The sequence below is a fragment of the Nitrospira sp. Ecomares 2.1 genome, assembly GCF_965152585.1.
The window spans coordinates 4,695,491-4,714,630 of the sequence record NZ_OZ224219.1; the positions used below are offsets into that span (position 1 = coordinate 4,695,491).

General features: G+C 46.9%; 20 protein-coding genes. 2 read left to right on the plus strand and 18 right to left on the minus strand.

The window, feature by feature from the left end; translation table 11 throughout:
* Positions 1 to 281 precede the first annotated feature (281 nt).
* The 18 genes from ACWHYD_RS20650 to rpmH all read right to left on the minus strand — a co-directional run bounded on the left by ACWHYD_RS20650 (position 282) and on the right by rpmH (position 16,782).
* A complete protein-coding gene (locus ACWHYD_RS20650; RefSeq protein ID WP_447963878.1) occupies positions 282 to 722 on the minus strand; it encodes a hypothetical protein in 441 nt (146 codons plus the stop codon).
* A 34-nt stretch (positions 723 to 756) separates the two neighbouring features.
* Positions 757 to 1,728, minus strand: coding sequence for an RluA family pseudouridine synthase (locus ACWHYD_RS20655; RefSeq protein ID WP_447963879.1), 972 nt, complete (start codon positions 1,726 to 1,728; stop codon positions 757 to 759).
* Between the two features lie 33 nt (positions 1,729 to 1,761).
* On the minus strand, positions 1,762 to 2,214 hold the full coding sequence (locus tag ACWHYD_RS20660) for a F0F1 ATP synthase subunit epsilon (protein WP_447963880.1): 453 nt from the start codon (positions 2,212 to 2,214) through the stop codon (positions 1,762 to 1,764).
* On the minus strand, positions 2,214 to 3,668 hold the full coding sequence (atpD, locus tag ACWHYD_RS20665; protein WP_447963881.1) for a F0F1 ATP synthase subunit beta: 1,455 nt from the start codon (positions 3,666 to 3,668) through the stop codon (positions 2,214 to 2,216). Before atpD ends, ACWHYD_RS20660 begins: the two co-directional genes overlap by 1 nt.
* 193 nt (positions 3,669 to 3,861) lie before the next feature.
* Positions 3,862 to 5,382: a F0F1 ATP synthase subunit alpha gene (atpA, locus tag ACWHYD_RS20670; RefSeq protein WP_447963882.1), complete on the minus strand. Its 1,521-nt coding sequence runs from the start codon at positions 5,380 to 5,382 to the stop codon at positions 3,862 to 3,864.
* A 3-nt stretch (positions 5,383 to 5,385) separates the two neighbouring features.
* Positions 5,386 to 5,925 (minus strand): ATP synthase F1 subunit delta, encoded by a 540-nt coding sequence (gene atpH, locus ACWHYD_RS20675; RefSeq protein WP_447963883.1) that lies wholly within the window; start codon positions 5,923 to 5,925, stop codon positions 5,386 to 5,388.
* Positions 5,926 to 6,058: 133 nt separating this feature from the next.
* Positions 6,059 to 7,210, minus strand: a complete 1,152-nt coding sequence (mnmA, locus tag ACWHYD_RS20680; protein ID WP_447963884.1) for a tRNA 2-thiouridine(34) synthase MnmA — start codon at positions 7,208 to 7,210, stop codon at positions 6,059 to 6,061.
* Entirely contained in the window at positions 7,210 to 7,686 is a 477-nt protein-coding gene (locus ACWHYD_RS20685; protein WP_447963885.1) for a bactofilin family protein, read from the minus strand. The genes mnmA and ACWHYD_RS20685 overlap by 1 nt, the downstream gene beginning before the upstream one ends.
* Before the next feature lie 106 nt (positions 7,687 to 7,792).
* Complete coding sequence (locus ACWHYD_RS20690) at positions 7,793 to 8,293, minus strand: bactofilin family protein (RefSeq protein ID WP_447963886.1); 501 nt, start codon at positions 8,291 to 8,293, stop codon at positions 7,793 to 7,795.
* 157 nt (positions 8,294 to 8,450) lie between these two features.
* The gene (locus ACWHYD_RS20695) at positions 8,451 to 9,308 is read right to left on the minus strand and encodes a ParB/RepB/Spo0J family partition protein (protein ID WP_447963887.1); all 858 of its coding nucleotides are present in this window, start codon (positions 9,306 to 9,308) and stop codon (positions 8,451 to 8,453) included.
* Positions 9,286 to 10,053 carry a ParA family protein gene (locus ACWHYD_RS20700; protein ID WP_447963888.1) on the minus strand — a complete coding sequence of 256 codons (768 nt, stop codon included), beginning with the start codon at positions 10,051 to 10,053 and terminating at the stop codon, positions 9,286 to 9,288. Before ACWHYD_RS20700 ends, ACWHYD_RS20695 begins: the two co-directional genes overlap by 23 nt.
* A gap of 57 nt (positions 10,054 to 10,110) precedes the next feature.
* Positions 10,111 to 10,770, minus strand: a complete 660-nt coding sequence (rsmG, locus tag ACWHYD_RS20705; RefSeq protein ID WP_447963889.1) for a 16S rRNA (guanine(527)-N(7))-methyltransferase RsmG — start codon at positions 10,768 to 10,770, stop codon at positions 10,111 to 10,113.
* A gap of 115 nt (positions 10,771 to 10,885) precedes the next feature.
* Entirely contained in the window at positions 10,886 to 12,748 is a 1,863-nt protein-coding gene (gene mnmG, locus ACWHYD_RS20710; protein ID WP_447963890.1) for a tRNA uridine-5-carboxymethylaminomethyl(34) synthesis enzyme MnmG, read from the minus strand.
* A 45-nt stretch (positions 12,749 to 12,793) separates the two neighbouring features.
* Entirely contained in the window at positions 12,794 to 14,248 is a 1,455-nt protein-coding gene (gene mnmE / locus ACWHYD_RS20715) for a tRNA uridine-5-carboxymethylaminomethyl(34) synthesis GTPase MnmE (RefSeq protein WP_447963891.1), read from the minus strand.
* Positions 14,249 to 14,268: 20 nt separating this feature from the next.
* A complete protein-coding gene (yidC, locus tag ACWHYD_RS20720; protein WP_447963892.1) occupies positions 14,269 to 16,008 on the minus strand; it encodes a membrane protein insertase YidC in 1,740 nt (579 codons plus the stop codon).
* Positions 16,009 to 16,082: 74 nt separating this feature from the next.
* On the minus strand, positions 16,083 to 16,295 hold the full coding sequence (gene yidD, locus ACWHYD_RS20725) for a membrane protein insertion efficiency factor YidD (protein ID WP_447963893.1): 213 nt from the start codon (positions 16,293 to 16,295) through the stop codon (positions 16,083 to 16,085).
* A gap of 7 nt (positions 16,296 to 16,302) precedes the next feature.
* Positions 16,303 to 16,638: a ribonuclease P protein component gene (gene rnpA, locus ACWHYD_RS20730; protein ID WP_447963894.1), complete on the minus strand. Its 336-nt coding sequence runs from the start codon at positions 16,636 to 16,638 to the stop codon at positions 16,303 to 16,305.
* Positions 16,639 to 16,641: 3 nt separating this feature from the next.
* Complete coding sequence (gene rpmH, locus ACWHYD_RS20735; RefSeq protein WP_447963895.1) at positions 16,642 to 16,782, minus strand: 50S ribosomal protein L34; 141 nt, start codon at positions 16,780 to 16,782, stop codon at positions 16,642 to 16,644.
* A gap of 193 nt (positions 16,783 to 16,975) precedes the next feature.
* Here rpmH and hisS point away from each other — a divergent pair, with 193 nt between their 5' ends.
* Positions 16,976 to 18,226 carry a histidine--tRNA ligase gene (hisS, locus tag ACWHYD_RS20740; protein ID WP_447963896.1) on the plus strand — a complete coding sequence of 417 codons (1,251 nt, stop codon included), beginning with the start codon at positions 16,976 to 16,978 and terminating at the stop codon, positions 18,224 to 18,226.
* Positions 18,227 to 18,397: 171 nt separating this feature from the next.
* On the plus strand, positions 18,398 to 18,742 hold the full coding sequence (locus ACWHYD_RS20745) for a hypothetical protein (protein ID WP_447963897.1): 345 nt from the start codon (positions 18,398 to 18,400) through the stop codon (positions 18,740 to 18,742).
* The last annotated feature ends 398 nt before the right edge of the window (positions 18,743 to 19,140 follow it).

Consider the following 19,140-nt stretch of genomic DNA (forward strand, 5'->3'; position numbering starts at 1 on the left):
CGTTACCGACTATCCTCCCTCGGTGTAAATAAAAACCTCCATGTCCGGCTCTCACTTAAGCCCTTCTTGAACTCACCTGATAACTATAAATTTTGCCCCTCTCCAATTTTTTGTAATCCCTGCTGACTTCCGGCCAGAATGCATATCATTTGTGGCGGGGATAGAGATTCGATTACCAATTTGTGGAATGATGGAAGGGTGGAGTTAAAGCAAAGAAAACGGGAGAACGTTCCGCTTGATCTCACAGGGAATTTCTCTGCGACTATTCCCCAATGTCATGATTAATACGATTCAGGGGTGGGGAGATCGACTTCGGATTGGGTGGCTTCCGGAACGAGTTTTTCTAATCGGCGATGATAATCACGAAGACGTTGCTGTTGAGGTGGAGTGAATTTAATAGTTTCCTGATTGTGCAATTCCACCAACTGTTCGACGCATTGTAACAGGGGAGGAACGGCGTCAAATACTTTTCCCGCCTCAAAGGCTTCTAAGGAATCGACAAATAACGGTGGGAGAGTTTTGTACGTCAGTCCAACTCGGTCACGAAATCGATAGACCGTGGTTTCATAGGCATCGACTGCCTCCGGAGTCGGACGAATTCCAGCTGACAATGCCACCATGGACTTGGCCGGTACCTTGGCGGCAAAAGCCGCTAGACCGGCAATCAGTTCTCCTAAGGTGTCAACCACCTGCCCAGGTTCAAGCTTGGCCTCGTTTTTCATAAGTTCAAATCTACTCCAATCGCTTGGTTGCTTGTCAAGACAGCAGTAGGTCTTCCTTGCCCTTCAAGGCATCCAGTACGGTCGCCATATCTTCCGGCAACTCCGCGGCAAATGTCACCATTTTATTAGAAATAGGATGCACGAAGCCGAGAACCTTGGCATGTAACATCACCCGGGGAATGGCCATCCCTCCAATAATCATAACTTTTTTCCCTCCATAGGTTTGGTCACCCAGGATCGGACATCCGATAGCCTTGAGATGAACTCGTAGCTGATGCGTGCGGCCTGTACCAGGGAATAACTCCACATGGGCGGCCGCTGCCCCAAATCGTTCCTTTACCCTGTAGCTGGTCAACGACTCCTTGGGATTAGTTGTGCGTGCGGAAAAAGTTTTCCGGTCTTTGGTATCCCGTCCGATCGACAACTCAATCCGGCCTTCCCGTGTCTTTGGTCCTCCCCACACAATCGCTTCATAAACTCGAGTGATGGAATGGGCTTTAAATTGTCCTGCCAATAATCTGTGAGCCTGATCATTTTTCGCCACGACTAAGATACCTGTCGTTTCTTTGTCCAGACGATGAACCAGCCCCGGACGCTCCTTCCCTCCAATTGATGAGAGATGCCCTTCACCGCTTTTCATGTGATGCAGGAGCGCATTCACTAAGGTCCCAGTCCAATGGCCTGGTGCCGGATGAACGACAAGGCCTGCAGGTTTATTGAGAACCAACAGGAATTCATCCTCATACAGGATGACAAGGGGAATAGGTTCAGGATTAATTTCCACGGGCTCTGGACGTGGTACGACCAGCACAACGCAATCACCAGGCCTAACCTTGTGGCTGGGTTTCACAACCTGACCACCGACGGTAATATGGCCGTCCTCAATTAATCGTTGGAGAGCTGTCCGGGAAAAATATGGTTCGCGGTTGGCAAGAAAATGATCGAGGCGCTTGGGCGATTCGCCTGCGGTGACGATGAACTCCGTCCGCGTAGCGACATGCGGCATGGCAGGTAAAAACGAACGGGGTGGTCAAAAACTCTATAACAGGCGGGAACCGCCCTGTTGGCGGCGGCCGGCAATCTTTTGTCGAAGACGGGCTTTTTCCAAACTGACCCGAGCTTCTTCTACTTCCGATGGCAAACCACCTCGCTCCAGACGCTCCTCTGCTTTTCGAACGGCATCCTCGGCGCGTTCCACATTAATATCCTCTGCTTTTTCGGCGATTTCTGCCAGAATCGTCACCTTTGTCGGCGTGACTTCCGCAAATCCCCAAAGTACAGACATATATTCGGTCTGTTCACCCACACGGTAATGAAGCTCGCCAATCCGCAAAGTGGTCAGAAAATGACAATGGCCAGGAAGCACCCCGAAATCGCCTTCGCTTCCGGGAGCCGACACATAGTCGACTTCCTTACTGAGCAAGCGGTGCTCCGGTGTGACTACCTCCAAAAGAATCTTCCCTGAGGACTCTGTTTCAGCAGAATCAGCCATTATTTTTTATATCCAAGCTTTTCCGCTTTTTCAATGGCCTCTTCAATCGGTCCAACCATATAGAAGGCCTGCTCTGGTAAATGATCATATTTACCATCCACAATTTCTTTGAAGCTTCGAACCGAATCAACGAGCTTGACGTATTTCCCAGGGGATCCCGTAAAGGCTTCGGCCACATGGAACGGTTGAGAGAGAAACCGTTGGAGTTTTCTGGCCCTCGCCACTAATTGTTTGTCGTCTTCCGACAATTCGTCCATACCTAAAATCGCGATAATATCCTGGAGATCTTTATACCGCTGCAAGGTGCCTTGCACCCGTTGCACCACCTGGTAATGTTCCTCACCCAAAATATGGGGATCTAAAATTCTGGAAGTGGAGTCCAAAGGATCGACCGCAGGATAGATGCCCAACTCCGCCAGTTGCCGGGACAACACCGTGGTGGCATCCAAATGGGCAAATGCCGTAGCCGGGGCGGGGTCAGTCAGGTCATCGGCCGGCACATAAATCGCTTGAACGGACGTGATGGATCCCTTCTTGGTCGACGTGATCCGTTCTTGCAAGGTCCCCATCTCCGTACCCAGCGTCGGTTGATAGCCCACGGCTGATGGCATTCGACCGAGCAAGGCCGAAACCTCGGATCCTGCTTGAGTAAATCGGAAAATGTTGTCGACAAAAAGGAGCACGTCCTGATGCTCCTCATCACGAAAATATTCCGCGATGGTCAGTCCGGTGAGACCCACCCGGAGACGCGCTCCGGGTGGCTCATTCATCTGACCATAAACCAAAGCGGCTTTTGATTTGGTGAAATCATGGGGATCAATGACCTTGGAATCCTGCATTTCATGCCAGAGATCATTGCCCTCACGGGTCCGCTCACCAACTCCGGCAAAAACTGAAAACCCGCCATGGTGGAGAGCGATGTTATTGATAAGTTCCATAATGATGACGGTTTTACCCACACCGGCACCACCGAACAGGCCGACCTTTCCCCCTTTGGCATATGGCTCCAATAGGTCGATGACTTTAATTCCGGTTTCCAATATTTCTGTTTTGGTTTCCTGGTCCTCTAATGCAGGAGCCGGACGATGAATAGACCACCGTTTTTGCGTTTTGACTTCGCCGAAGCCATCAACGGGATCCCCCAAAACATTAACCACTCGTCCCAGAGTTTCCTTGCCTACGGGAACAGAAATAGCGGCACCGGTATCCCTTACCTCCAAACCCCTGACCAGTCCATCCGTTGAGGACATGGCGACCGCCCGCACACGGTTTTCTCCAAGGTGTTGGGCTACTTCCAATGTAACCTTTTCCGGCTGTCCGCTCTGATCTCCTGAATTATTGGTGATCGTTATGGCATTAAAAATATTTGGAAGTTTTCCTGGCGGAAACTCAACGTCCACCACCGGTCCAATGACTTGAATGACTTTTCCAATTCCGAGATCCGTACCCACCATAGACTCCTTGGTTGAAAAAGATTGGTGAACGGCACACGGAGTCCCGTGCCCGGCCAGGATCAACCTTCGAATTATTTAGAGGACTCTGAGCCTCCCACAATATACATGTTCACGGCATTAGTTATTTTCTGAGTGTACTTAATAGAATAAATTTTTTGTCGAAGACTTTGAAGACTCGGCATAGCAAATAACTTTATCCCGCTTGATCGTAGCCTTTGGACTGTTTAAATTCGGAAACGATGTTTTTTAACTTACCCCCAAACTCCTCATCAATTTTCTTTTTGGTCACAACCTCTTCCCTGATATTGGGGTACTTTTCTTTAATGAAGGCTAAAAGGTTTTGTTCAAATTCCCTGATTTTATTCACAGGAACATTATCAAGAAACCCATTCACTCCCGCAAAAATTGACAAAACCTGATCTGCCACAGGCAGGGGTTTGTACTGATCCTGTTTGAGCAACTCTACCATGCGTGCACCCCTGGCCAATTGGGCTTGGGTGGCTTTGTCCAATTCACTTCCAAATTGCGAAAAGGCCGCCATTTCACGATATTGGGCCAAGTCAAGCCTGAGCGTCCCTGCAACTTGTTTCATCGTTTTAATCTGGGCCGAACCACCCACGCGGGATACTGACAACCCAACGTTAATCGCTGGCCGAATACCTGAATAGAACAAGTCGGCAGCCAGATAAATCTGCCCATCGGTAATAGAAATTACATTCGTGGGAATATAGGCAGAGACGTCACCTGCCTGCGTTTCAATAATCGGCAATGCCGTCAAACTGCCTGCGCCTTTTTCATCACTCATCTTGGCTGCCCGCTCTAATAAGCGGGAATGCAAAAAGAACACATCACCCGGATAGGCTTCACGGCCTGGTGGACGTCGAAGGAGAAGGGAAAGCTGGCGATAGGCAGTCGCATGCTTGGACAAATCGTCATATACAATAAGCGCATGCTTCCCGTTGTCACGGAAATATTCCGCCATGGTGACACCGGCATACGGTGCAAAAAATTGTAGCGAAGCCGAATCGCTGGCTGTGGCAGACACCACCGTGGTGTACTCCATGGCTCCATGGTCTTCCAAGGTTTTCACCACTCGAGCTACCGTCGATCGTTTTTGCCCGATAGCCACATAAAAACAAAAAACACCCAGACCTTTTTGATTGATGATGGTGTCAACGGCTATGGCTGTTTTCCCAGTCTGACGGTCTCCAATAATTAATTCCCGTTGGCCTCGCCCGACAGGAATCATGGCATCAATGGCCTTGAGCCCAGTTTGAAGTGGCTCTCCTACTGATTGCCGATCAACCACACCAGGTGCCCGAACTTCGATAAGGCGTGTTTCCGTGGTATTGATCGGTCCCTTTCCATCAATGGGCTTCCCAATGGCATCGACCACGCGACCCACCAGCGCTTCCCCAACAGGGACCTCTGCAATTCGCCCGGTGCGCTTCACCGGATCGCCTTCGCGAATCCCCACATCTTCACCCAACAGGACCGCTCCGACACTATCTTCTTCCAGGTTCAAAGCCACCCCGTAAACTCCACCAGGAAATTCCAACAACTCTCCCGCCATCGCCCCTTCCAAGCCATAGACCTTGGCAATATTATCACCTACCTGGATGACGTAACCCATTTCTTTGACGTCAACCCGTTGCTCGAATCCTTTTATTTTTTCCTTAATGATGGAGCTGATTTCTTCTGCTTTGATCTGCATGGATTATCCCTTCGTCAACTGATCGTGCATACCGGCTAGTCGGCCAGACACCGTATTATCAAATACCAGGCTGCCAATTTGTATTCTCAATCCCGCAATAAAATGGGGATCCACCTCAAAAGCCACCTCCACTCCATGGTGCAGCGATTGAGACAAGTTTTGCTTGATCTGTTCTTTCTCGGCCGCTTGTAATGGTTTGGCCGAGCCCACACAGACTTGCTGAACTCCCTGTTGTTGAGATGCCAATTCCGCAAACGCCTCTGAAATTTCAGGGAGCAACATAGCCCGATTCTTTTTCAACAGTTGAGTGAGGAAATCCCCCATGACTGGAGGGGCCTCCATCCGTCGGCTCAATTCATTCAGAACAGCCTGTTTTTCCTCAAAATTAAAGACAGGTGAAGCGAGGACATGCTTCAAGGCAGGGGTTTCCTCCAAGCCCTGTTGCAATGCGCTTAAGGCACTTCGTGCGGGCTCAACACCCGATTTATCGAGCAGTTGGAAAAGCGCCGATGCATATCGGCGCCCAATGGTGCTTTTATTCACAGTTTACAGAAATTCCAGGCAGCCACGGGTTGAACGGAACTGGGCGTGTGCTAAGCGGGTGAAAGTAGCATGAGTGATAAAGGCTGTCAACCGCAAAGAGCGGATGTAAAGGGATTTTTTAACTAATTCCGTATTAACGTGGGAGTGACTCAACGGAGATGGGCTCCTCGCACATCTGAATGCCTTTTTTGTGAGTTGGCCCTTGAATGATTCCTCCTCCCAATACACGATCACCCAGATAAAATACGGCTGACTGGCCGGGGCTTAAAGCCCGAACAGGTGAATCAAACATTATTGTCATCGAGGTGGAGCCTGCCCATCGGTGAATAGCTGAGACGGGAGGAGAACTATAACGAAATTTCACATCAATTTTTGGAGTATTTCTCAATGTCTCCGGGGAGAAAATATTCAAATCTGAAACCAGGCATTCTCTGCTATCTAAATCCTCGGCAGGACCCAAAACTACCATATTTTTTTCCGGTTCCACGCGCTGTACATACAACCGGCTTCCTCCGGAAATACCCAATCCTTTTCGTTGCCCTGGCGTATAAAACGCGACGCCTTGATGCTGCCCTAGCTCCTTACCCTTCCCATCCACGAAAGTACCAGGAATTGAAGCCTGAGGTGCATGCTGCTTGAGGAATTGACGGTAATCACCTTGCGTCACAAAGCAAATTTCCTGGCTTTCTTTGAGTTCGTCCACTGGCAGGCCCATGGCCTCCGCTTCCTTCCAGACGTCAGGTTTTTCCATTTCCCCTAAAGGGAACATCATTTTTGAGAGCCAACTGGGTGGTATACGATAGAGAAAATAAGATTGGTCTTTTTTGACATCCTGCCCACGAACCAGGAAAGGGGTCCCTGCTTCATCGTGTCTGATATTGGCATAGTGGCCGGTCGCAATAAAGTCAGCTCCAAGATCATCCGCCACCTGGAAGAGACCTCCAAATTTCACTCGTTCATTACACCGAACACAGGGATTAGGTGTAGTTCCTTCAATATAACCCCCAATGAAGTCATCTATGACTCCCTTCTGAAAGCGTTCGCGGGTATCGATGACCTGGTGAGAGATCCCCAATAGTTCCGCCACATGCCTGGCCATTCCCACCTTACAGCATCCTCGCTCCTCCCAACGTTTGGAAACGGAGGACTCATCCTCTTCCTCCCAGACCTTCAATGTGACCCCGATAACTTCGTGGCCCTGCTGCTTTAATAGTTTGGCTGCAACGGAGCTATCCACACCTCCGCTCATTCCCAAGACAACCCTTTTGGAAACTGAGAATGGCATTAGCGACTCAACGGCTCTGTTTCTAATTTTTTTTCTATTTTTTGCTCTACCTTGGGAATCGTCTTGCCCTGTCCATTCGGGATACCTTTATTGTCGATAGGTGCCTCTAATTTCGGAGCCGAACCCATATCGCACTCGCCTTGGAAATACACGCCTTCTTCCATGGCAAAAATAGGAGCATGAACATCACCAATGAGAACCGCCGGCTTCAGAAGTTGGATTTTTGATTTTGCGGTGATGACACCCTCAATCCGGCCACTGTTCACAATGGTCCCGCCTGTGATGGTCCCTTTGATAACGGCACTTTCACCTATGATGAGGGTATCATCAATCGTGATTTCACCTTCAAAGTTTCCATCTACCCGCACTGTGCCCTCAAATTGAGCTTTACCTTTAAAGTCAACACCCTTACCCAAAAATGTATAAAATTCCTGGCCAAAGCCCAAGTCCTTTTTCTTGTCTTTTTCACCCCACATACATCGTTTCTCCTCTCATCCAGTAAAGAGCCATCAGGTAGCAGGCTGGGATCTCCATGACCACCTGGAAACCAGCCGCCTATTTTTTGCAGAAGACTGCCTGGCTTTATTTCACCTTCACCGCTTCTTCTACCGAAATTACAAGTTTGGTCTCTTTGCCTTTTCGCTCATTTTTTTGGGGCATATTGCAGGTGCCATTAAACAAAACCCCCTCATCCATCGACAAAAGAGGGGCAGTAATTTTACCTACAAAAACTGCTGGGGCTAACAATTTAACTCGATGCTTGGCCTCAACATCCCCCGTCAATTGTCCCTGACACATAATGGTTCCAGCATGAATTTTGGCAGCGATGACCGCTTTTTGCCCAATAATTAAATTACCATCGGTATATATTTCACCCTCCAGGCGGCCATCCACCCGAACCGTTCCCTGATACCGAATGGTTCCCTTGAAGGTCACCTCTTCACCAACAAAGGCAATGATATCACCTGATTCAGGCTGGCTGTCTGAGACCACCGGACCGTCAACCACAGCTGGTTCCTTCTGCTCACCTTGACTCATTTCTGCCGCATCCTGACCGTTTTCTTCCTTTTTGTTGAAAAACATGAGCCCCTCCCTCCTCGATAACTGTGCGCTCCAATTCCTTCATACCTGGCTAGGTACCCATTAAAAATAACTCCACCATTTTCCATCAGCATGATCCTTCACCCCTATCAGGAGAGGCCTTCTGACACAGAAGCCATTCCGCTAGTACATTCAAATTCTATTCCAAAACCAGTGAAGTAATCCGATCCAGCTCATCATCGGAAAAATAATGGATAATGACCTGTCCTCCCCTGTTTCCGGACTTCACCTGCACTTTAGTTCCCAATCGTTTTCGAAATTGCTCCTCCAGGTTACGAAATCTATTGGGTTCCTCTTTCTTCGATTTGGCGAATTTGCCTTTTTTGTGCACGGCAATCATCTGCTCAATTTGCCGAACCGAGAGTTGCTCGGAAACAATTTTGCGGGCAAGCTGGAGTTGTGCTGCCGGAGTTGGAAGACCTGCCAAGACCTTCGCGTGGCCTAAACTGATGGCCCCCGTCTCAATATACTCCTGAACATCTTTAGGCAGCGAGAGCAGCCTGATAATGTTAGCGATGGAGGAGCGATCCTTTCCTACGGAGCGGGAAACCAGATCCTGAGTCAAGCCAAATTCCCCCATTAGCCGTGAATAGGCCTTGGCTTCCTCCATAGGATTGAGATTCTCACGCTGGATATTTTCTACCAACGCGATCGCTAAAGCCTTCTCGTCGTTGGAATTTCTCACCAGGACAGGAATGGTAGACAATCCGGCAATTTTCGCCGCTCGAAACCGGCGTTCTCCGGCAATCAGTTCGTACATGCCATCGCCTTTTCTCCTGACGACAATTGGCTGCAGTACGCCATGCTCTTTGACGGATTGGGCTAATTCATCTAATTCTGCCTCAAAAAATGTGGTTCGGGGCTGGTACCGGTTCGGGAGAATCTGGTCAAGTGGAACCATGGATACTGCCTGACCATCCTGCTCCACTTTCCAGACAAGAGTCTTTTTTTCTGGAAGCAGGGCCTGAAGCCCTTTACCTAATGCTTTCTTTTCCATTCCTCAAAATCTCCTTGGCGAGGTCAAGATATGCCTTAGCTCCACTAGACGCGGCATTATAGGACAGAACCGGCTTCCCATGGCTGGGCGCTTCAGCCAATGCCACATTCCTTGGGATAACAGTCCGAAAGACTTTCTCTCCAAAAAACCCTCGAATTTCATCTTGCACCTGCCGCGAAAGATTAATTCTTGAATCATACATCGTCAACACAATGCCTTGAATCTCCAGATTCGTGTTAAATGACTCCCGAATCCTTTCGACATTTCCCAATAACCGACCTAATCCTTCCATTGCATAATACTCGCACTGCACCGGAATAATCAGGCCAGATGCTGCGACAAGAGCATTAATCGTCAAGAGTCCGAAGGCGGGCGGACAATCGATGATAATAAAATCATAATCCAGAATTCCGTCCAACACACTTTTCAGAATAGTTTGCCGATCAGGGAGATTTGTTAGTTCGATTTCCGCTCCGACCAAATCGCCCTTTGAGGCTACGACACTCAATCCGCTTATGTCAGTAGGTAATATTACCTTCTCAATCAAACGTCTTTCCATTAAACATTCATAAATTGTCACGCCTTGAGGCTCAATGGACAACCCACTGGTCGCATTGGCCTGTGGGTCCAAATCAATCAATAGGACAGATTTTCCAGATATGGCCAAAGCCGCGCAAAGGTTGATGGACGTAGTAGTTTTTCCAACTCCGCCCTTCTGATTGGCAATGGCAATGGTCTGTTTCAAGATAATTCCATAAAAATTCTTATGAATAGTTCCACGTGGAACATGGCAATGGCCAGATTATGGCGCAAATTTTAAAATCGACAAGACACGACTTCCATACTCAAACGGCAATTCATAGGAGAATTCTTCAAACACTTCCATGCCATCGAGCCGAGAATTATTGTCAATACTTTTGGATCGAAATACAACTAGTTTCCCGGTTTTTTTTAAAATGTGCTCAAGATACGGCAAAATATGGTCTACATTGACCCCTTTACATATGGCGAAATCACACTTTTCATCATCCACCACCATAGAATCAAAGTCTTCCAACCGAACTTGGAGAACGGAAGTCTTTGGCAACTCCAGTTTTCCAATAATATAATGGAGGAAGGCCGTCTTATTGGATCTGGGCTCCATTAACAAAACATCAAGAGCAGGCAAAGCCAGCTTGAGCGGTATTCCCGGAAACCCTCCTCCTGTCCCAATATCAACAATTTTTGCATCAGCTTTGTTTCCCAGCGCCAAATGTCCAGCCAAGGAATCAACAAATAGCAAAATGGTCCGCTCCCGGTCCGTACGAAGACCGGTCAGATTAATCGACCTGTCCCAACGACACAATTCATCATAATACAAACCAAATTTACCAAGTGTTGCCTCGGTGAAAGAAAGCCCAAGTTTCTGAGCCCCGCGCTTGAAATGATCTATGAAATTAAATGATTGATCGCTTTGTTCCACGTGGAACATCCCTACTTATATGAATCTTAAAGTGAGAAATTGTTTTGGGGCTTAATGAAAATGGAATTTGGCAATAAACAGAATTCTGCTGATTCTGACGAATGAATATACCGAACTAGCTGGCCTTTTTATGTTTTTCGACCGCAACAAGGAGAAGTGAAATGGCGGCAGGAGTCATTCCAGAAATTCGTGAGGCCTGACCAATGGATGAAGGGCGAACTTTTTTTAGTTTTTCAACAACTTCATTTGAAAATCCTTTGATATCATCATAATTAAAGTCATCCGGAACATGACGATGCTCTAGTTTTTTAAATTGCCCTATAAGCTGTTCCTGCCGCTTAATATATCCCTCATATTTGATCGTTATTTCAACGGCCTCAACTACGTCAGGATCATCCTCTTTTGTTCCATTTAAGAATTGAGCCAAATGATGATATGACACCTCATGCCTTCGAAGCAGTTGAGCAAGTGACGAGTTTGGTGCAAAACTTTCCATTGGAATGATGTCATCATGAACCAAACCCGATGACTTAGGAGCCGTGGCATGAAGTCTGTTTATCTCACGTTCGATCTTTCCCTTTTTTTCTTGAAAGGTATCAAACGTACCCTGAGATACAAGCCCGATGCGATAACCTTCCTCAATTAAACGAAAATCGGCGTTATCCTCTCTGAGTAGAAGCCGATATTCAGCTCTTGAAGTGAACATTCTATAGGGCTCACGTGCATCTTTTGTGATCAAATCATCAATCAATACGCCGATATAGGCCTGAGATCTATCTAAAATTAGTGGTCTGTCATTCTTCACCTGAAGCGCAGCGTTAATACCAGCCATGATTCCCTGTGCGGCCGCTTCTTCATAGCCGGAAGTCCCATTTATTTGGCCGGCATGAAAGAGTCCCTTAACGAGCTTCGTTTCCAAGGTTTCATGGAGTTGCCGTGGCGGAAAGTAATCGTATTCAATCGCATAGCCGGGCCTGAGAAAAACCGCCTGTTCAAGACCCGGTATAGTCCGGACAAATGCCTGCTGGACGTCTACCGGCAGGCTGGTTGAAATTCCATTTGGATAAAATGAGCGTGACTCAAGAGTTTCAGGTTCCATGAAAATTTGATGTCTGTTTTTATCCGCAAACCTGACCACTTTATCTTCAATAGAGGGACAATATCGTGGACCAGTTGATTCAATGATTCCGCAGTACATCGGAGACCGATCAAGATTTTCCCTTATAATACGATGCGTTTCATCATTCGTATAGGTAATATGGCAGTGAATTTGTGGGTTGGGAAGGGTAGTGGTTCGAACGGAAAATGGTCGAGGGACTGAATCCCCAGGCTGCGGAATCATGACGTTGAAATCAATTGAATCCCGGTCAATCCTCGGAGGGGTTCCTGTTTTTAGCCGTCCAATTTCAAAACCGAAGTCTCTCATGCAATCCGATAGATTCTCCGCAGAAGGCTCGCCCGCTCGCCCGCCGGGAAGATGGTTCAATCCAATATGCATGAGTCCCTTCAGAAAGGTTCCCGAAGTCAGGACAACCGCTTTCGTGAGAATTGTTTCTCCGCTATTGGTCATCACACCATTGACGGCACCGCCCTGCGTAAGAATCCGATCAACGGTGCCTTGGATAATTGACAAATTATCCTGCCTGCTTACGGTATCCTGCATTCTATTGGCGTAAATTTGTTTGTCACATTGGACTCGTGTAGCGCGGACGGCCGGTCCCTTCCGCATATTGAGCACACGGAATTGAATGCCGGATTGGTCGGTATTCCATCCTATTTCTCCCCCGAGGGCATCAATTTCTTTAACGAGATGGCCCTTCCCAATCCCTCCTACGGCAGGATTGCATGGCATTGTGGCGATTTTTTTTAAATCAATCGTCAACATCACCACCCTACACCCCATCCTGGCGGCTGCAAGGGCTGCCTCACACCCGGCATGGCCACCTCCGACGACGACAATATCACATTCCCTACTCATGAGTTAGTATTCTGTTTTTTATGAAAAAATTGGCCGGTATGCCTTTTACTTCCCAATGCAAAACTCTCGAAAAATTTGGTCTAAAATATCTTCATTTGTGATCGCACCGACAATTTCTCCAAGGGAATTCAGTGCCATCCGTAATTCTAACGCCACACATTCGGCAGAAAGCCCATCATCTATGGCTACAATGGCGTTTTTCAAGGCCACACCCGCGTTGTGAAGAAGCGTCTTATGTCGCAGTCTTGATACGAGCACTGAATCATTGGCTTCAAATTGGCGCCCCACAGCCAAAGACTTGATGGCTCTCTTTAATCTATCGAGTCCTTCACCGGTTAAGGCCGATACTTCAACATATTTTTTTTCTCCCACGAAACCATCCTCAGAGCTTATTCTATTTTGGTTGACAATACTCTGAAGTTCCTTCATGGAAAATTTTGCCGGCAAGTCGATTTTATTGAGAACCATGACACAGGGTTTTTGTATATATTTTTCAATAAAACTTAAGTCTTTATCATTAGGTGGTAAACTTCCGTCAAATGACACAATCAACACATCCGCGTCTTCAATGGCCTGATTAGCGCGATGCATTCCCTCATTCTCTAACTCATCTGTCGTTTCTCGTAATCCAGCAGTATCGAAGAGACGTATCATGACTCCTTCAACCATGATGGCCTCTTCGAGAACATCACGTGTGGTCCCAGGAATATGGGACACAATAGCTCGATTGGTTCCCAGTATGCCATTCAACAAACTGGACTTTCCCACATTGGGTCGTCCTACAATGACGGTACGAATACCTTCACGAATCATTCGGCCTTCCTCTGCGGACTCCAACAGCTGCAATATTTCTCCCAAGATCTCCTGTGTGTCGTGTTTCAATTCGCTCTGGTCAATAAACTGGATATCATCATCCACAAAATCCATTCCGGCTTCCAGGTGGGCAACGAGTTTCACGAGACGGTCCCGTTGATGTTGAATGAGCAGAGATAACCTTCCCTGAAGGTGTTCCTGGGCGATCTTCAAACTCTGAAGGGAATTTGCTCGTATGGTATCTAAGACTCCCTCTGCTTGGGTTAAATCCATCCGCCCATTCAAAAAGCCCCGCTTGGTAAATTCACCCGGTTCTGCCAATCTGGCACCAGTCTGCGTCAAGGCTTCGCAAATGGCATTCACAATGACCGGCCCTCCATGTGCATGGACTTCTACGACATCTTCTCCTGTATAGGATCGGGGGGCTCGCATGGTCACAACCAGGACCTCATCCAGTACCGAGGGAATCGCTCTTTCCGCATCCTCCCCAGATTGAATAGGGTTCCAAATAAATTGGCCCAAATACAACTGATAGGGCTTAATCTGTTCAAGAGACTTGCCGGAGCGCAATTGAAGAATGCTTGAGGCAACCGGAAGGGCACGAACACCACTAACCCGAACAATTCCTACACCCCCTTCTCCCATAGGGGTGGCCACGGCACAGATGGTGTCGTCTAAAGAGCCCATAGCTTAGACAGAGGCAAGGACTAGGATTTAGAGGAAGGACCCGAGGGAGATGATGAGCGTTTCTTTTTCCCAGACTCCAAAGCGGGTTCGCTCCCTTTTGGAGAAGGATCCGTAGACCCACCTCTCGGTTTTTTTAAAATATACCTGTCAGTCACAAATTGTTGAGTGACGGTCAACACATTATTGGTCACCCAATATAACACCAAACCTGCGGGAAAGGTGACAAACAAAAATGTCAAGCCAACTGGGAGGATCATCATCATTTTTGCCTGGGTGGGGTCCATCGTGGTGGGCATGATTTTTTGTTGGACAACCATAGAGATCCCCATCAGCACAGGCAGCACATAATACGGATCTTGGGCAGAAAGGTCTGTAACCCACAACATAAACGGGGCCTGCCTGAGATCAATCGTCATATACAAAATATTAAAGAGCGCAACAAACACGGGCATCTGCAACACCATGGGAAGACACCCACCGACAGGATTCACTTTATGCTCTTTGTAGAGCTTCATGAGTTCCGTGTTGAGTTTCTCTTTGTTGTCTTTGAGTTTTTCCTGAAGGGCCAGCACTTTGGGTTGGATGGTTTGCATTCCCTGCATGGACTTATAGCTTTTGTATTGCAGGGGAACAAATAACAGTTTAATCCCTAAGGTCAGTAAAATAATGGCCACACCATAATTATGGGTATAGTCATAAATAAAACGTAAAACTGAAAACAGCGGCTTCGCCACAGCTTTCACAATGCTCCAACTGCCATAAATAAACCATCCAAAATCAATGGTATCTTCCAACCCGATATTAAAAGATTTAAGGACATCGTATTTTTTGGGACCAGCGTATAATTTTGTCTTATGGACTTGTTCTCCTGATCCCCCGGAAAGAGACATGCCCGCTGAGACAACCATTTCAGTTTCAAGTTTGGAAAACAGGCTTTTCGCATTTTCCGGGATAAAGACACTCATAAAGTATTTATCCTGAAGGGCCAACCATCTCACAGGACCCTCGCGACGCAGGATCGGAGCATCCGCATCCGGAGACACTTTTTCCATTTCCTCTCCGACCATCCAGGCAGATCCCAGCAATCCAATGAATCCTTGACCCCATTCAACAACACCAAAATTGGTGCCCAAAAGCACATCGATATCCCCTGAAATCCCCCGAGTACGAATAGTGATATCCACCAGATAGGAATCGTAATGAAAGGTGAGTTCTTTTTGGACCCACAATTCGGAATCGGAAGAAGAATAGGTTAAAAGCACTTTACCGGTGGGATGGGCTTCATCTAATTGGTTAAAATCCTTTTGAACTTGAAAGTTCCCTTGACGAAGCCGCTGGGTCTCCACCTCATTGCCTTTGACCTGCACGGTGAGTGGCCCGGGAAACTGCCCATTTGGATATACCAATTGGACGGGAACATTTTCCTCTGTCTGGGTGAGATATTTTTTTAACTCCCAGGAGTTCAAAACTCCTCCCTGCCCTGAAATCCCAGCTCGGAAAAGGGGTGTCTCAACAACCACAACCTCTTCGGTAAGAAGTGGCTCAGTAGAAAAATTAGAAGAAGATACTGAAGGTGATTCAGATGAAGACGGGGAGATCGTCTCCGCATCCGACCCTTTCGCCGGCATACTCGTTTTCAGCTCTTGATCGATGATTGGACTGGTAGAGAAAGGAGAATAGCCCAACTCCTTCAGGAGCAGGTCATATCCAAAGATAATCCCTAAGGAAAGAACAAGGAAAAGGACGACGCGCTTTTCCATTTTTCTAACTCGTGAGTCTCATTAAAGCTGGTGGTAATTAACAATCAAACAAACGGAGGCAAAATGTTCAGGATTCAGGGAACCGGATCCAGTCCCCCAGGATGGAATGGATGACACTTGAGAATTCGACTGGCCATTAATACCAAACCCTTTATCGCGCCATGTTTATGGATAGCCTCTAAGCCATAATGAGAACAGGTTGGTTCAAAACGGCAACAGATTCCCATAAATGGGGATATCCCATATTGGTATCCCGCAATCATTTTTTTTAAAACAGAAGCTACCATATTTTCATTAAAGAAGACCTACTTGGGCCAATGTGCCCTTCCAGGTTTCTCCAACCTTCTGATATTTCACTCCCAAAATCTTTGTTTTTGGGTAAACGATGCAATGAAAACCACTCGCCATGCCGGAGTGCGATTCTCTTACGAGTTCACGGAAAATCCGTTTCAGCCGATTTCTCGTCACGGCTTTCCCCACTCGTCGCCCTACGATAATTCCTACACGGGACGGATCATGGTTGGGTACACGACTAACAAGGAGGGTAAAAAATGGGTTCCGCACAGCAGACCCATTGGACTTCACTCCATCGTATTCATATTTTTTCTTTAAAAAAAACGGGAAGCCCACCTCTTACTCATCGGAAACCGTTAAACGTTGCCGGCCCTTCTTTCGCCGGCGGGCAAGAACCTTTCTCCCATTCTTAGTGCTCATGCGTTTTCTAAACCCATGATCTCGTTTTCTTTTTAAATTAGAAGGCTGTCGATAGGTCATTGACACGGCGTTGTTCTCCTTTTAGCCATTTTCTTATGAACACGCCATTTTATTGGGGGAAAGAGTAAGAGTCAAACATATTTTCCCATCCTAAACTCATATACCCCATTGATTCGTTGACTGGATTCTGACGGAAAGATATAGTCGGATTCTCTTTTCCCTCAACATTTTCTTCAACAGAACAAGGTTTCCCGTGTTGCGCTCCATCAAGGGTCTTAAGGATATTTTACCTCAACAAACCCCCCAGTGGAGCTATATGGAACACCTCGCCCATACACTTGCCACCCAGTCTGGCTTCTCAGAAATACGTATTCCAATATTCGAGTCCACTGAACTCTATGCCAGGAGTATTGGAGGAGCAACAGATATTGTAGAAAAAGAAATGTACACCTTTCCCGATCGAGATGGAAGCTCTCTCACTTTACGTCCTGAAGGAACAGCGGGCGTGGTGCGAGCTGTATTGGAGCACCATCTCCTGGAATCTCCTTCAACCAGAAAACTATATTACCTTGGCCCGATGTTTCGTCATGAACGCCCGCAAGCTGGTCGATACCGGCAATTTAACCAATTCGGGGTTGAGGCGTTTGGGACCGAAGATCCCTTTATGGATGTGGAAGTGATTGCCCTTTTATGGAGATTCTTTAGTTCCCTGGGACTTAAAGACCTCACTTTGCATATAAATTCAATCGGCAATCCTCAAGACCGTGAAAACTATATTCAGGAACTCAAACGATTTATTTTGCCAAAACTGGAATTGATCTGTGGTAACTGCCAACGTCGGTACTCGACAAACCCCTTAAGGATACTTGATTGTAAAGTTCCTATTTGTCAGGAAGCGACCCAGGACGCTCCAACTCTTTTCGACCATCTTTCCCCGGAATCAGCCTCTCACTTTAACACCGTCCTCGACGGATTGACTTCTATAGATATCCCTTTTTCCATGAACTACAGATTAGTGAGAGGATTGGATTACTACACCCGTACGACTTTTGAAATTACCACTCCGCACTTAGGCGCACAAAGCACCATTGGGGCCGGAGGACGGTATGACGGATTAGTCGCCTTACTGCATGGACCTCCCACCCCTGCCATAGGGTTTGCTGTGGGACTGGAACGAGTCGCACTTCTCCTTTCAAACCACCTCTCCACCCCACATCCGCCGTTATTTTTCGTGGCCGGGTTTGGGAAGGATGCTAAGCCGATGGCGCTTAAACTGCTTCACACCCTCAGAGAGGCGGGTATACGGGCAGACACCGACTATAAAAGTGTTAATCTAAAATCTCTTCTCCGATCCGCGGATAAGCTTGGAGCCAGTTATGCCATTATCCTGGGAGACGATGAAGCCCGTTCGGAAACGGCCATCCTTAGAAATATGACCACCAAAGCTCAGGAATCCGTGAAGCTGAAAGAAATTTCTCAAAAAATTCTATCATTAACCTCTTAAATGATTGGATAAGATATCTTGGCTTTTTTCTTGACATTTTTTTTACCTGGTGCTAGGGTTTTTTTCTTATTTTTCAATAAGAAACGATATTTTTTGAATAAAAAAATATCCTCCGCATATTTCATTAACAAATCCAGTATTTTACGTATTAATCCAAGGTATAAATAAGGGATGCCAAAAAATCTGGTTATCCTTATCAGAGAAGATCCCACCCTTACACACCGGGCATCCGAAGCTATGCGAATTGCGTTGGGATTATCGACCGGTCCAAATCCGGTAAAGATTATTCTCTTAGAAAATGCCAGGCAGTTAATTTCTGATGAGGCCTATGATCTTCCTGATGGGGAGATTCTTGAAAAATATCTCCCTTCCATCAAAAATTTAGAATTGCCGATAGTTGTACCAATAGGGAGCGGGAAGACCTTCTCACTCGATCAGGAATTTACTATTCAAGAGTCCACCCCATCTCAAATTGCCTCACTCGTTTCTCAAGCAGATCGAGTCCTTACCTTTTAACGGTATCGCTTATGAGAAATATTTTATATATCTGTACGAAAGACCAGTATGACTGGAATGTTTTTATCCCGGAACCGGTTCCTTCTCTGTCTGAGAAAGATGTAACGGTCTTGCTTCTCAAGGGTGGACAGAGTTTACCGCCTATTCCAACCTCCCAGGTTTTTGTTTTAGGCCGTGAAGGAGAAAGAGGAGATGATTCCCGACCTTTTGAGACAATTTCCTATCAAGGGTTTTTGGAAAAAATATTTCTGTCGGATTTGGCCTTGGTGATATAACTATCCCTCTTCTTCTTTATTATATAAAAAAGAAAAAGAAACAGTAGGAGTAGTGGTAGTAGGGATAGGGTATAGGGGGGATAATTGATCTTGAAATTTAAAACTCCTTTGAAATTGGGTAGG